Here is a 12,579-nt window from a genome sequence, read left to right on the forward strand (position 1 = left end):
TGCGATGACAGCCCGATATGACTACTTCATCGTTCTTGCCGCGATGCGCACCGGGTCCAACCTTTTGGAGTTCAATCTGAACGCTCTGGATGGCGTTGCCTGTCATGGCGAGGCGTTCAACCCGCATTTCATCGGCCGCCTCAAATCCGAAAGCCTGCTGGGCGTTACGCTTGAGGAACGGGACGACGACCCGATGAAACTGGTTCAAGCGATCCGATCCGCACCGGGTGAGCTCAACGGGTTTCGGTTCTTTCAGGGGCACGATCCCCGAGTGTTAGAGCCTGCAATGTCCGACCCCCGCTGCGCCAAGATCATCCTGACGCGCAATCCGCTGGACAGTTACGTTTCGCTGAAAATCGCGCGCGAGACCAAGCAGTGGCAGCTGAAAAACATCAAACGCCGCCGCGAAGCTCAGGTTGAGTTCGAAGCACAGGAATTCGAAAGTTACCTGGACCAACAGCAGGATTTTCAACTGCTGTTGCTCAACGCGCTTCAAACCACAGGGCAGACCGCATTTTACATCGCCTATGACGACCTGACCAATCTGGACGTTCTGAACGGGCTGGCCGCATGGCTGGGGGTTTCCTCCCGGCTGTCCACCATCGACGATACGATCAAACCGCAGAACCCCGAACCGGCCTTGTCGAAGGTAACAAACCCCGAAGAGGTTGAGCAGGCACTGGCCCACATCGACAGTTTCAACCTGCACCGTACCCCGAATTTCGAGCCTCGTCGCGGACCCGCGATCGGCACTTATATCGCTGCACCTGACACGCCGCTGATGTACCTGCCGATACGCGGCGGACTCGAAGGGCCGGTGACACAGTGGCTGGCCGATCTGGATGCGACCGAGCCCGACAAGCTGATCACCAATCAAAACCGCAAACAGACGCGACGCTGGCTGCAGGCACATCCCGGGCATCGCAAGTTCACCGTGCTGCAGCACCCTCTGGCGCGGGCGCATTCGGCCTTTTGTTCCTATATCCTCAGCACCGAACCCGGTGCCTACCTGAAAATCCGCAACATGCTGCGCAACCGGTTCAAGATACCGATCCCCGGTCAGCTGCGCCAAGACAACTATTCACGCGACCAGCATTACCAGGCGTTTTCAGACTTCCTCACCTTTCTGCGGCAAAACCTGGCTGGGCAGACGCCGGTGCGGGTGGATGGGGTGTGGTGCAGCCAGTCTCAGGTACTTGCGGGGATGACATCATTTGCATTTCCCGACCTGATCCTGCGCGAGGATGAAATCATCACCGCCCTGCCCGATCTGGCGCGTCGGATGGGGCATGACCGCCCGCCGACACTCGGCCTGACCGCGCCGGATGCCCCGTTCACGCTGGCCGAGATATACGACGACACGCTCGAGGCGCTGGCAGTGGATGCCTACCAGCGCGACTATTTGCAGTTCGGGTTCGGGCCTTGGAAACCGTTTACGGGCGCAGTGTGATCAGCGTGCCCTTGTTCACCATCGCGTAGATCTCTTCGATCTCTTCATTCTTGACGGCGATGCAGCCCGCGGTCCAATCCGGCGTCTTTTTGGCGCGTTTCAGTTCCGACCGCTTTTTCGGCTGGCCGTGAATGAAAATATCGCCGCCCGGGTCAACACCGGCCGCCTTGGCCTGCGCGATGTCATTCGAGTTCGGATAGGAAATCCCCAGCGACAGGTGATAGCGGCTGTTGGGGTTGCGGCGGTCGATCAGATAGCTGCCCTCGGGCGTGCGCCCGTCGCCGCGCTTGGTCTTCGTGCCGTTCGGCGCAAAGCCCAGATCGACCTTGTATTCCTTGAGAACGGTTTCATTGTGCAGAAGATACAGCTTCCGCGCGCCCTTGTTGATGACCAAAGAGGTCACTTCGGGGCCATCATAAGTCAGAAATCGCGGGCTGGCCGAGGCACAGGCCGAAAGGCCCAGCGTTGCCATAGCGCCCATTCCAAATGCTCGACGATCCATGTTTCACTGCCTGCTCTTTTTTTTTCAGCATTATGCCAGAAATCGGAAAAACTGAAATCACTTTTTGCTGTGCGATTGCTCGGTCAAGCGGCGCTCGATGCTTTCCAGCCGTTCCAGCACCTCGTCGCGATAGGCGTCGGTTTTCACCTCATCCTCGGCATGGTGCGCGTCCTGCATTGAGTTCACGATCAGACCCACCAGCAGGTTTACCACCGCGAATGTGGTGACCATGATGAAAGGCACGAAGAACAGCCAGGCATAGGGGTACACCTCCATCACCGGGCGCACGATGCCCATCGACCAGCTTTCCAGCGTCATGATCTGGAACAGCGTATAAGCCGACTGGCCCAGATCGCCGAACCATTCCGGGAACGAGACCGAGAACAGCTTGGTCGAGATCACCGCGCCGATATAGAACAGGATCGCCATCAGCAGGAACACACTGGCCATGCCCGGCAGGGCCGAGATGAAGCCTTCGACCACACGCCGCAAGCGTGGTGCCACCGAAATGACGCGCAGAACCCGCAGGATTCGCAGCGCCCGCAGCACCGACAATCCGCCCGCGCTGGGGATCAGGGCGATGCCGACAACGATGAAATCAAAGACGTTCCAGCCGTTCAGAAAGAACCGCCGCCCTGTTGCCAGCAGTTTCAAGGCAATTTCGGCCACGAAGATGGTCAGGCAGATGCTGTCCAGCGTCACGATCAGCGGGCCGGCGGCCTCCATCAGGGTGGGGGATGTCTCCATCCCCAGCAAAATGGCGTTGAAGATGATAACCCCGGTGATGAACCGGCCAAAGATGGGATTTTCAATGATGCCCAGCAGGCGTTGATTGAATCCCATAGTGATTTTCTCCTGTGTGCTCATGCTGCGGACCCCAAGACAAACCGTGCGGCCAATTCCGTGTGTGATGACCATCGAAATTGGTCCACTACCTGTACCCATTCAAGGGTGTAGCCCGCGTTAACCAGCGTTTTTGCGTCCCGCGCGAAGGTGACCGGGTTGCACGAAACATAGGCAATCACCGGGCGCTGCGCCTGCGCCAGTTCGACCACCTGTGCCTCGGCCCCGGCACGGGGCGGGTCGATGACCACGGCATCGAAATTCTTCAACTCATCCGGCATCAAGGGTCGGCGGAAGAGGTCGCGCGCCTCGGTCGTGACGCGCTTGAGGCCTTGTGCACGGCGCCAGCCCTGATCCAGAGCGTCGGTCATCGCGGCTTCACCTTCCACCGCGTGAACTTCGGCAGTTTCGGCACGGGGTAGCGAGAAGGTTCCGCTGCCGGCGAACAGGTCAACAACCCGCTTTGAGCCCTGCGTGGCTTGCAAAACTGCCTGTAACAGAGCCTGTTCTCCGTCTTTCGTCGCCTGCAGAAACGCGCCTGGCGGCGGAACAACCCCAGCCACGCCGAACCGCTGCACCGGAGGCTGCCGCATGGCGATCACCTCACCATCCCAGCTGAGTCGGGCCAGCCCGTGTTTCTCGGTCGCTTGCGCCAGAGCTAATTCCAGCGGACCATCCAGAGGCTTGCCGCCTTTGACCGCCACATCCAATCCACCTTCGGAAAGGGTCAGCGTCACCGCCAACACACCCTTGCGGCTGCCGCCCAGAACAGCCAGCGCTTCGGCCACGGGAATGGCCGCGATCAGGGCCGGGTCCAGCAAATGACAGTCGGGAATTTCGGTGATCGTATCCGAGGCGCGGCCATGGAACCCGGCCAGCGTTCCTTTCTTGGTCCGCCGCACGGCGATGGTTGCCCGGCGACGGGACCGTTCGGGCGAGGTGTGGATCGGCCGCATCGGCGCCTCCAATCCCTGCGCGGTCAGCGCGTTGCGCACCACCGCAACCTTCCAATCGGCCACGAAATCATCTGCAGCGTGTTGCAGCTGACATCCGCCGCAGGCCTTGTAATGGCGGCAAGGCGCTTTCACCCGCTGATCCGAGGGCACCTCAACCCGGATATCAGTCAACAACTGGCCAACCAGCGTGCCGCTGACCACTTCACCCGGCAGGGTACGGGGTGCGTAAACGGGGCCGTCGGCGATGCCGTCGCCCTGATGGCCCAGGCGGGTTATGGTGAACTGCTGCGTCATTGGGGGCCTGATACCGGGGCTTTGCGCGCAACAAAACCCCTGAGAGCGTTATTCCGCCGCTTCCGCCTGAATGAACCCGCCGGACTGACGATGCCAGAACCGGGCATAGAGCCCGCCTTGCTCCAAAAGCGCAGCATGGGTGCCAGATTCCACTATCCGCCCCTCATCCAGGACAACGATCCGGTCCATTTCGCTGAGCGTGGACAGCCGGTGCGCAATCGCCAGCACGGTCTTGCCCTGCATCACCCGGTGCAACGCCGCCTGGATCGAGGCCTCGACCTCGGAATCCAGCGCCGAGGTCGCCTCATCCAGCACCAGAATCGGCGCATCCTTCAGAATGGCGCGGGCAAGCGCGATCCGCTGCCGCTGTCCGCCGCTGAGTTTCACGCCACGCTCGCCCAGATGCGCGTCGTAGCCCTTGCGGCCATGGGCATCCTGCAGGCTGAGGATAAACTCATGCGCTTCGGCCTTTTTGGCGGCAGCAATCATCTCGTCCTCGGACGCATCGGGGCGGCCATACAGGATGTTCTCTCGCGCCGAGCGGTTGAACATCGCGGTTTCCTGCGTGACCATACCGATCTGCCCGCGCAGACTGTCCTGAGTCACTTGGCCGACATCCTGCCCATCGATACGAATTGCGCCTTTTTCCCCGTCATAGAGCCTGAGCAAAAGCGACACCAAGGTGGATTTCCCCGCCCCCGAAGCGCCGACAATGCCCAGCTTTTCACCCGGATGAACGGTCATGGTGACATCAGACACACCCCCCACGTCGCGGCCATAGGCAAAGCTGACGTGGTCGAAATCAATCTGTCCTGTCGTCACTTTCAGCGTCGTGGCATCCCCGACATCTTCAACCCGGTCGCGCTTGGCCAGCGTCTTCATGCCGTTTTCGATCTCACCCACATTGGCGTAAAGCCCCATCAGCGTGAAACTGACCCAGCCGGTCATCTGCGATACGCGGATTGAGATCGCACCCGCCGCCACGATATCCCCTGCCGTTGCGATGCCATTGCGCCACAGCAGCAACGTCGCGCCGATCAGCAAAACCGGCAAAACGCCAGCCAGCACCATCAGGATAAAGCGGAAGCTGGCCGACAGTTTGCCGAAAGCCAGCATCTTTTCCCGCAAATCAACCATCGAGTTCCGCGCGGCCTGATCCTCGAACGCCGAATGAGCGAACAGCTTAACGGTTTTGATGTTGGTGATCGTATCGACCACCTGCCCCGACACCATCGCTCGCGCCCCGGCCCGCGCCGAAGACCGCACGCGAATGCGTGGCAGATACCAGCGGATCAGCAGGAAATAGACCGCCAGCCAACCGGCAAAAGGCAGGATCACCAGCGGGTGAATAGACCCTAACAAAAGCAAAGAGCCCGCAAGCGACGCGAGCGCAAAGACGATCGCACTGATCGTTTCGGATACCACCGAGGCCATCGCGTTCGACGTCTGCATCTGTTTCTGCGCGATCCGGCCCGCAAAATCATCGTCGAAATAGGTGACCGACTGACCAAGCGTCCAGCGGTTCAGTTTAGCCAGAACCAGCGGCGGGATGTTGGGCATGACGATGTAGTTGTTCGAAAACGCTGAAAACCCGAAAAACACCGGGCGCAACAGCATGAAGAACGCCGCCACGCCGAGGATCGTCCACAGATTGCTACCGGTCAGGATATTCTGGGGTCCGCTCTCGGTTGCAAGATCGATCACAAGGCCAAGCATCCAGGCGGTGCCAGCCTCCATCGCGCCTGCCGTGGCCGAGAAAAAGGCGGCGACGAAGATCATCGGCCAGGCCCCCGACAGGCACCAGCGAATAAACGCCCCCAGCGTTTGCGGCGGGGGCGTTTCGGTGTTCTTGAACGGGTCGATCAGGTCGGCAACCTTCATTCCGCGGCCTCCGGGTTCAGGAAGCCCCCAGATTGCCGCGCCCAGAACTGGGCGTAAAGCCCGCCATGCGCCAACAGTTCGGAATGGCCGCCCTGTTCGACGATCCGGCCGCCATCCATGACCAGAATGCGGTCCATCTGGGCAATCGTGCTCAGCCGGTGAGCAATGGCGATCACGGTTTTACCTTGCATCATGCCGTAGAGGGTCTCCTGAATCGACGCTTCGACCTCGGAATCTAGGGCGGATGTCGCCTCATCCAACAACAAGATCGGCGCATCCTTCAGGATCACCCGTGCCAGCGTCACCCTCTGCCGCTGACCACCGGACAGCTTCACCCCCCGTTCGCCCACATGCGCGTCATAGCCGGTGCGCCCCTGCGGGTCCTGCAGGTCAAGGATGAACTCATGCGCTTCAGCCTGTTTGGCGGCGGCGATCATCTGTTCCTCGGTCGCTTCGGGTCGGCCATAGAGGATGTTGTCGCGCACCGAGCGATGCAGCAAGGCGCTGTCCTGCTGCACCATACCGATATGGCTGCGCAGACTGTCCTGCGTGACGCTTGCGATGTTCTGATCGTCGATCAGGATCGCACCCTGTTCTACGTCATAAAACCGCAAAAGCAACTTAACTAGGGTCGATTTACCGGCCCCAGACCGTCCGATCAAACCGATCTTTTCACCCGGATGGATGGTCAGGTTGATGTGATCCAAACCACCGGTCTTGCGCCCGTAATGGTGTGACAGATCTCGGATGTCGATTTGGCCTTTGGTGAGTTGCAACGGCTTGGCCTTCTGCGCGTCCAACAGGTCGATGGGTTGGGCGATGGTCTCCATCCCTTCGGCCACAACACCAAGCTGGCGGAAGAAGCTGGTCAACGCCCACATGATCCACCCGGTCATTGCGTTCAGCCGCAGGGTCAGGGCGGTGGCCGCCGCAACCACACCGACCGAGGCGCTGCCCTGCATCCACAGGGCAATGGCCCAACCCACCACACCAACGATCAGCAAACCGTTCAGCGCGACCAGAACCGCGTCCATAATGGTGAAGATCCGCATCTCGATCTGGAAAGTTCGGCGGGTTTCCTCGATGGCTTCGCGGGCATAGTCCAGTTCCTGATCGTCATGTGCGAACATCTTGACCGAGTGGATATTTGTGTAGCTGTCCACCACACGACCCGTCACCGCTGAACGCGCGTCCGAGGCCGCCTGCGACGCCGGGCCAACGCGCGCTACTGTCCAGCGCACCAACAAACCGTAAAGCACCAACCAGATCAGCAGCGGCAGCAGCAGACGCGGATCAGCGGCCATTAGCAGGATCGCCGCCCCGATCAGGTAGGCGATCGAAAAGGAAATGGCATCAAACACCTGAAACACGGCCTCACCCGCGGCCGGAGGCGTCTGCATGATCCGGTTGGCGATGCGGCCGGCAAAATCATTCTCAAACCACCCTACCGACTGCCGCAACACGTGCTTATGCGCGCGCCAGCGGATCAGGGTGCCAAAGTTTGGCAGGATCGTGTTGTTCAACAACAGCACGTCGACCACATGCAGCATCGGGCGCAGCAGCAACACGAACACCGCCATCAGGATCAGTTCAGTGCCATGCGCCTGCCAGACTTCGGCAGGTGGCCCGGACAGCAGGTCCACAACGCGACCCATGTAATAGATCAGACCGACCTCGACCGCCGCAACGATGACCGAGATCAGCGCGGCCCAGAAGAACACCCGCATGAACGGCCGCGAGTAATCCAGCATGAACGGCCACAGCCGCGTGGGCGGCGTGTCGGTCTCGGTATAGGCAACAAAAGGGTCAACGAGGTTTTCGAAATAGCGAAACATGGAGGGTGCTCCGATTGAGCAGGAAATTCAGGACGTGCGAAAACAGATGGCGCCAGAACACCACCCTTACGGGTCAAAGTGTTCCGGCCTTAGCCGAACCAGATCCCGTAATACATTCGCATGCCTCCCTCCAAATCAGGTAACACGCGAACGTAACCACAATATTTTTTGTTTGTCATCCCTTTTTGAGACTTCGTCTCAGCCGCCCAGCAGGTCTTTGCGATCCAGCGTGAAACCAGAGGCGATCCATCTGGCTTCAAGTTCGGCCAGCTTCTTGCCCAGCGCGGGCCCGGTGAAGTCGGGGATCAGATCGGTGGCCTGAACCGGAAAATCCGCTGCCGCCCCTTTGCGCAAGTCCTGCCGCATGTCCTCGGACCAAGGCTGTTCCAGAAAGGCGCAGCGCAGGAGGGTTTCGTGCATTCCACCCTCTTCCCCATATCGGAAACCCAGTTCCGCAATACTGGCGGTGCCCGATGCTTCATCACGCATCCGGGTCAGCCGTTGCAACTGCGCTTTACTCAGGCGCAAGGTTTTGGCGATCTCGGGCGTGACAATGGCAGCCAGACGGCGGATCGGCTCGGGCGCGGCCCCGGCCTGTTCTTCCAAGGCAATCAGAGGGGCTAGCGCGCGGTCATCAGCCCCCGGAACCAACTGCGTCAGAACACCGGCCTGACGCATCGCTGCGACCGAGGGCGCGGGATCGGGCGCGCCCAATAGTTTCAGCAACTCGGCCCCAACCCGTTCGCGGGACAAACCAGCCAGCCCGTCCAGATTGGCGGCAATCGCCGCCAGCGCGTCTGGATCAAACCCGGCCTCGGCATCGCCATACCAGGCGTGGAAGCGGAAATAGCGTAGCGAGCGCAGGTAATCCTCGCGAATGCGGTTTTCGGCGGTGCCGATAAACCGCACCCGCCGTGCCTGCAGGTCGGGCAGACCGTTCAGCGGGTCCAGTACGGTGCCGTCGGGCCGCGCATAGATCGCATTCATGGTGAAATCGCGACGCGCGGCGTCCTCTTCCACCTTGTCGGAAAAGGCCACCACAGCGCGGCGGCCATCAGTTTTCACGTCGCGGCGAAAAGTAGTGATCTCATGCGGGGCGCCGCCACTGACCACGGTGATGGTGCCATGCTCGATCCCGGTGGGAATGGCTTTGAGGCCCGCCGCCTGCGCCAGCTCCATCACCCGCTCGGGATGGGCATCGGTGGCAATGTCGATATCCGAAACCGGCGCGCCCAGCAGCGCGTTTCGAACGCAGCCACCCACAAACAGCGCCTGCGCCCCGCCGCCGGTCAGGGCCGCGCAAACCTTTTGTGTAGCCGGATCAGAAACCCAGCCTTCAGAAATTTGCGTCATTCACTCACTCGCGCTGCCAATCCCCGCAACATCCGGGCCGTCGCGCCCCAGATGTAATAAGGACCGAACGGCACTGCGTAATAATACCTCTTCTGACCCCGCCAGCGGCGCGATTCAACGATATAATTCGCAGGGTTGAGCACATGTGCAAGTGGAACCGAAAACACTTCTTCCACTTCCCCCGGTTCGGGGATCAGTTGGAAGGATTCCCGCAGGATTGCCACAACCGGCGTCACGGTGAACGAGGTGACCGTCTCATGGGCTGGCAGGTGCCCCAGAATCTCGGGCATGTCGGGCGGCAGGCCGATCTCTTCCTGCGCTTCACGCAGGGCGGTGGCGGTGACATCCGCGTCGCCCTCATCCTGTTTGCCGCCGGGAAAGGCGATCTGGCCGGGATGGTGTTTTAGGGCCGAGGAGCGTTTGGTCAGGATCAGCCGCGGCGTGCCGGTCGCAACCGAGACCGGCACCAGAACACCGGCGGGGCGCAGCTTGCGACCCTCGGGCAGAACGGTTTCGGGGTTCAGGTCGAAATCGCTCGACCCATGGCCGGGGCGGCTAAGCGCCGCCCGCAGCTGATCGGTTGGATCAGGCGTCGTCCGCATCAAAGCCGACCGAGCCCGGTTCCAGCACGTAATGGGCACCGCAGAACTGGCAATCGGCGGTCACCTTGCCCTCGGGCGTGGTCATCTTTTCGATGTCCTTGGCCGAATAGATCGACAGGCTTTGCCGCACGCGCTCCTCAGAACAGGTGCAGCCGAACTGCACAGGCTGCGCGTCATAGACCCGCGGCTGTTCCTCGTGAAACAGCCGGACCAGCAGATCGGTGGGAGCCACCGATGGCCCGATCAGTTCCAGATCCTCGACGGTATCCAGCAGAATATTGACGCGGCCCCAGTTTTCACCCTCTTCGCCGTCCACCAGATCTTCGGCGGTCAGGATCTGGCCCTCACCCTCGCTGGTCGCCACAAAGGGCGAGGCTTTGGGCATGTGCTGCAGCATGACCCCACCGGCGCGCCAGTGTTCGCCAACGCCCGGCTCGGTCGATTTTCCGAAGCTTAGCGAGAAACGGGTCGGCAGCTGCTCGGACTGCGCGAAATACGCCTCGGCGCAGGCAGAGACCGACCCACCGGCCAGCGGCGTGATCCCCTGATAGGGCTGCGAGCCCTTGCCCTGATCGATCATGATGGCGAAATAGCCCTCGCCCACCTGATCGAACGGCGCGCCATCGGTCAGGCGCTCGCGGTCGAAACTGGCATAGGCGCGGATGCGGGCCGGTTCGCCCTCTTGCTTGGGCGCATAGTAGTCGGTTGCAATCATACGCACTGGGCCTTTGGACTGAACCTGCAGAGACAGTTTCCAGCGCAGCGAAATAGTCTGGCCGATCAGCGCGGTCAGCAGGGCCATCTCGGCCACCAGGGCCTCGACCTTTTCCGGATAGTCGTGCTGCTTCAGGATGCCGTCGAGCACGCCATCCAGACGGGCCACGCGGCCGCGCATATCCGATACATCAAGTTGAAAGGGCAGGACGGTATCGTCCCACGCGATTTTCGTTCCAAGAGACATGGGGTTTCCTTACACGCCACAGGTTGGCATACCGCCAGCATATAGGTCGAACAATTCGGGTTGTAAGGGGCCATACATGATCAGACGGTTCGGTGAAACCCCGCAAGCGGGGCAGAAATACATCAGACGTGTGGGTGTTTACGCTTTGTTGCCGCGTGGTCGGCACCTTTTGCTGACCTGCCAGATGGAGCCCGGCCCCGATCTGCAACTGCCCGGCGGCGGCATCGATCCGGGCGAATCACCCGTTACCGCCCTGCACCGCGAAGTGTTCGAAGAAACCGGCTGGCTTGTGGCCGCGCCGCGCCGCGTCGGGGCGTTCCGGCGGTTCACCTTCATGCCGGAATACGATCTGTGGGCGGAAAAAGTCTGCCTGATCTATCGCGCCCGCCCCGTGCGCCGTATCGGCCCGCCGACCGAGCCGTTTCACGAGGCGTTATGGATGGATACCGCAGATGCGACGCAAATGCTGGGTAATGCCGGTGACCGCCACTTTGCCGCCCAACACCTGAACGGGCTCTAGGGCCCGTTATATTCAAAGAATACGGCGGAGACGTCGTCATCCATGCCGCTGCCCGGGGCCATGGCCTGTGTCAGACGCCAGAACATGTCGTCCAGAAACTCGGTTCCACTGCGGCCGGGCGCGCACTCGACGGCCATCCGGCGCAACCCTTCCTCTTCCAACAGCCCGCCACCGGCGAGCCCGCATTCGGTAAAACCGTCCGAATACAACAACAGCTTGTCGCCGGGATGCAGGTAGGTTTCGGTCTGCTGGAACGAAACATCCGACAGTAATCCAATGGGCAACCCGCCTTCGCCCAGAAACTCGGTGCTGCCATCATGGCGCAGCACCAGCGGATGCGGATGCCCGGCCTGCACCATCTTCAGATGCCCGTTGCGCAGGTCGATGATCGCATAGACCATGGTGAAGTATTCCTCGACACCCGCATCCGCCATTAGACGGGAATTGAGCATCTCGGCCACCTGCTCGGGCGGCAGCAGCGCATAGAACTTGTCGAACCGTTTTTCCATCGCCACGTTCTGTTCGAAATGCTTGCTGGACAAATATCCCCCCAGCCGCGCCGTCATCATCGCCGAGGTGATACCGTGGCCCGACACATCGATGCTGTAGAACCCAAGCCGATTAACCCCGGGTGAAAACATCCCCACCAGATCACCCCCAATATGGCCACAGGGTTTCAGCAACATGCTGACCCGTGACTTGCCAAATTCACGCGTCAGTTCCGGCACCAGCGAGTCCTGAATTTTCCGGGCCTGCATCAAATCCTTGTCGATGGCGTCATGGGCCACGCGCAGCTCTTCCAGCGCGGTTTCGATCATCCGATTTTTCTCGGACAGCTCACGCTGCATGTCGAGGATACGCGCCCCGGCCGAAATGCGCGCGCGCAGCTCATCCGCCTCAAGCGGTTTGATCAGAAAGTCGTCGGCCCCGGCGTCCAGCCCCTTTGCCACCTCCTGCTTTTCGCTTTTTGAGGTCAGCAGGATGAAATAGCTGTACTGCTCACTGTCCAGCGCGCGGAAAGCGCGGCAGAATTCCAGCCCGCTCATCCCCGGCATGACCCAGTCGCTGACCACCAGATCCGGGGGGGTGGCTTGGCACATCTCGATAGCCGCGTCACCGCTATCAGCCTCCAGCACCTCAAAGCCCCATTTTTTCAGTGAAGCCACCAGAATCCGCCGTTGCAGGCGGCTGTCATCGACGACCAGCACCTTTTGGATCGCGCCAAAATCCAACTCTGTCCTGGCCTCTGCCTGACTGCCTTCTGCCACCTGTACCCTCTGCACTGCGACCATACCTGAACGCGCCGACCCTAGCGCGCGGCGGTTTAACATCCCGTGAAGGCGTCTTGTTTGCGTCGCTTAACCGCCTCTTTACCGGCCTTG

At 60.8% G+C, this 12,579-nt stretch carries 11 protein-coding genes; 2 read left to right on the forward strand and 9 right to left on the reverse strand.

Annotation, left to right across the window (positions count from 1 at the left end; genetic code table 11):
- Positions 1-4: 4 nt before the first annotated feature.
- The gene (locus ACR0KW_RS12610; RefSeq protein WP_480805297.1) at positions 5-1,450 is read left to right on the forward strand and encodes a nodulation protein NodH; all 1,446 of its coding nucleotides are present in this window, start codon (positions 5-7) and stop codon (positions 1,448-1,450) included.
- On the opposite strand, the gene ACR0KW_RS12615 is transcribed toward ACR0KW_RS12610, so the two are convergent.
- From ACR0KW_RS12615 to hslO, 8 genes are all read right to left on the reverse strand, one after another.
- Positions 1,434-1,952, reverse strand: coding sequence for a L,D-transpeptidase family protein (locus ACR0KW_RS12615; RefSeq protein ID WP_170326150.1), 519 nt, complete (start codon positions 1,950-1,952; stop codon positions 1,434-1,436). The genes ACR0KW_RS12610 and ACR0KW_RS12615 overlap by 17 nt on opposite strands.
- 57 nt (positions 1,953-2,009) lie before the next feature.
- The gene (locus ACR0KW_RS12620; protein ID WP_170326149.1) at positions 2,010-2,795 is read right to left on the reverse strand and encodes an ion transporter; all 786 of its coding nucleotides are present in this window, start codon (positions 2,793-2,795) and stop codon (positions 2,010-2,012) included.
- A 20-nt stretch (positions 2,796-2,815) separates the two neighbouring features.
- Positions 2,816-4,045, reverse strand: coding sequence for a class I SAM-dependent RNA methyltransferase (locus ACR0KW_RS12625; RefSeq protein WP_480805298.1), 1,230 nt, complete (start codon positions 4,043-4,045; stop codon positions 2,816-2,818).
- Positions 4,046-4,093: 48 nt separating this feature from the next.
- Positions 4,094-5,926, reverse strand: coding sequence for an ABC transporter ATP-binding protein (locus tag ACR0KW_RS12630; protein ID WP_480805299.1), 1,833 nt, complete (start codon positions 5,924-5,926; stop codon positions 4,094-4,096).
- Positions 5,923-7,761 (reverse strand): ABC transporter ATP-binding protein, encoded by a 1,839-nt coding sequence (locus ACR0KW_RS12635; protein ID WP_480805300.1) that lies wholly within the window; start codon positions 7,759-7,761, stop codon positions 5,923-5,925. Before ACR0KW_RS12635 ends, ACR0KW_RS12630 begins: the two co-directional genes overlap by 4 nt.
- Positions 7,762-7,959: 198 nt before the next feature.
- The gene (locus ACR0KW_RS12640) at positions 7,960-9,114 is read right to left on the reverse strand and encodes a CCA tRNA nucleotidyltransferase (RefSeq protein WP_480805301.1); all 1,155 of its coding nucleotides are present in this window, start codon (positions 9,112-9,114) and stop codon (positions 7,960-7,962) included.
- Positions 9,111-9,716, reverse strand: coding sequence for a CoA pyrophosphatase (locus tag ACR0KW_RS12645; RefSeq protein WP_480805302.1), 606 nt, complete (start codon positions 9,714-9,716; stop codon positions 9,111-9,113). Before ACR0KW_RS12645 ends, ACR0KW_RS12640 begins: the two co-directional genes overlap by 4 nt.
- Complete coding sequence (hslO, locus tag ACR0KW_RS12650) at positions 9,700-10,677, reverse strand: Hsp33 family molecular chaperone HslO (protein ID WP_480805303.1); 978 nt, start codon at positions 10,675-10,677, stop codon at positions 9,700-9,702. The genes ACR0KW_RS12645 and hslO overlap by 17 nt, the downstream gene beginning before the upstream one ends.
- Before the next feature lie 76 nt (positions 10,678-10,753).
- Between hslO and ACR0KW_RS12655 the strand changes: the two genes are divergently transcribed.
- Positions 10,754-11,197, forward strand: coding sequence for an NUDIX hydrolase (locus ACR0KW_RS12655; RefSeq protein ID WP_170404820.1), 444 nt, complete (start codon positions 10,754-10,756; stop codon positions 11,195-11,197).
- On the opposite strand, the gene ACR0KW_RS12660 is transcribed toward ACR0KW_RS12655, so the two are convergent.
- Positions 11,194-12,489 (reverse strand): PP2C family protein-serine/threonine phosphatase, encoded by a 1,296-nt coding sequence (locus tag ACR0KW_RS12660; protein WP_480805304.1) that lies wholly within the window; start codon positions 12,487-12,489, stop codon positions 11,194-11,196. The two genes, ACR0KW_RS12655 and ACR0KW_RS12660, sit on opposite strands and share 4 nt — an antisense overlap.
- Positions 12,490-12,579: the final 90 nt, after the last annotated feature.

This window comes from Ruegeria sp. CG11 (genome assembly GCF_056537245.1).